General features: G+C 41.5%; 2 protein-coding genes. Both read right to left on the bottom strand.

What is annotated here, in order from left to right; genetic code table 11:
• Positions 1-70: 70 nt before the first annotated feature.
• Positions 71-550: a hypothetical protein gene (locus AC6I5A_RS10125; protein ID WP_034615266.1), complete on the bottom strand. Its 480-nt coding sequence runs from the start codon at positions 548-550 to the stop codon at positions 71-73.
• A complete protein-coding gene (locus tag AC6I5A_RS10120; RefSeq protein ID WP_034615265.1) occupies positions 547-1,593 on the bottom strand; it encodes a hypothetical protein in 1,047 nt (348 codons plus the stop codon). Before AC6I5A_RS10120 ends, AC6I5A_RS10125 begins: the two co-directional genes overlap by 4 nt.
• Positions 1,594-1,728 lie beyond the last annotated feature (135 nt).

Here is a 1,728-nt window from a genome sequence, read left to right as displayed (position 1 = left end):
TATGTAATTATCCTCAAAAGCAATAAACAAAAAACAAGCTTTTCACGAAAAGTTTAGTAAAAACAATAAGCTATGCGACATCGAATTGGCTGGGAATTTCCTTTTTCTTTACTCGAAGTATGGTCGACATGATTCGAATACCTTTTGCCGTGGGTCTGTAGCGAAACGAACGAGGGATTTTCGCGATTAACCCGTGAGCTCTCAGCTTTGCCAGAAGCCGAGTTGTTTTACCGACTAGGCGGGGGTCATTCTGCATGTTGCGCGGATAAATAACCCCTCGAATATCAGCATTGCTGAATCCTTTAATGTGATTTTTTCCGTCGAGAACGGCGGCAAAAGTTGTCGTTGCTTCTTGAGAAAGCAGGTTGAAACCGGTATACCTTCGCTTATTCTTTGTAATAGGAGCACTAAGCTTTTCCACTTCTTCAAGGCATTCACCTGTCAGATTTGCGGCATGAAGCGCATCCCAATACCGGATGTTGGCACTTTGAGATACTTGGGCGTAGCGATAAAGATTCACGACGGACTTACCCATCGGCGCCCATTTCATGGTCTTTTCATCTTTATTTGTAACTTCTTTAAGGATTTTAAACTGTTGATAGTGGTCTCAATTCTAAGTACGCTACACTTATCATACATCTTCAGACTGTTTTTCTTCATCTTGTGCTTAATTCGTAGACCTTGCGGCCTACGGTTCTTATCGGAGACTATTTCTCCTGAAAATGCATGATGCATTTTGCGTCCAAGAAAGATCATAACATCGTCACAAGAAAATGAGATTAAGGCATGTTCAACCAAATCATGATAGATTCGCGCTAAGGCGTCTCGGCTCTCGAACATGACATCTGTCGCATACTCACACTGTTCCACACACCAATAATATCCCACGGAAAAGATAGCTTCGATCCGTTTCAGAAACGGATGAATACGATGGGCCAATGCATCAAACGTTCGTGACAGTTTGCGCTCTATAAACCCATTAAACAATTCCTGAGCCCGTTCCAGGTTGTCGATTTGAAGAAAACAATTGTCATAGCGTTGATACCCAATCCCCTCTTGGTCCAGCAGCTTAGCTAAATGCTCTCGGCCATTGATGTATATTTGTATTTCAAAAGGAAACCAGGTTTGAAGTTTGATGTGCATGAACCCAAATTCCTTGTCAATGTAGTAAAAATAAAGATAGAGACATTTGCGTTTCTTATTTCGTAGCTCGATCTTGTGGGTTTCGTGATTCTTGTAGGACTCCAATGCTGTACAAAGCTCGACGGTAGCAATGACACAAACAAGGCCTTCCTGCACAGGGTTTCTCTTCAAAACTTCTTGTGCGGTTCCTTCTTTGGAAGTCTTAGGGGAATTCAGGTAGATATAAGGGCGTCCAAGAGACTCAGCCATCATACGTGCATGCTCTTTGATTTGTGAGGTAATCGATTGAGCATAAGCACTATAGTCTTTAAGCAATACATTTTCCGTACTTAGAAAATGTGATTGCCCTGATTGACTAAAGAACTGGCGAAGATGTCCTTTAAATATGATTCGATCAAAACCGTGCAGAATTCCCTTGATTTGATCGTGATAATTATTTATACTCTTCATATAGCCGTTACCTCGCATTCAGTGTTTTACCACTGCCCATTATATCATCCGATATCTTGGGACTGGCAATTTAGTTGCCGATTTATTGAGGAACGGCTATTTTATTTTTATTGTCTGCAGCTTTGCTGCGGTATG

It is taken from the genome of Desulfosporosinus sp. Tol-M2 (assembly GCF_059735615.1).
The sequence above is the reverse complement of the archived record's forward strand: the minus strand, read 5'-3'. Positions and strand labels throughout refer to the sequence as shown.

Coding starts and splice junctions, on each gene's coding strand:
- AC6I5A_RS10125 (WP_034615266.1), bottom strand. CDS start 550: ATGAAATGGGCGCCGATGGGTAAGTCCGTCGTGAATCTTTATCGCTAC.
- AC6I5A_RS10120 (WP_034615265.1), bottom strand. CDS start 1,593: ATGAAGAGTATAAATAATTATCACGATCAAATCAAGGGAATTCTGCAC.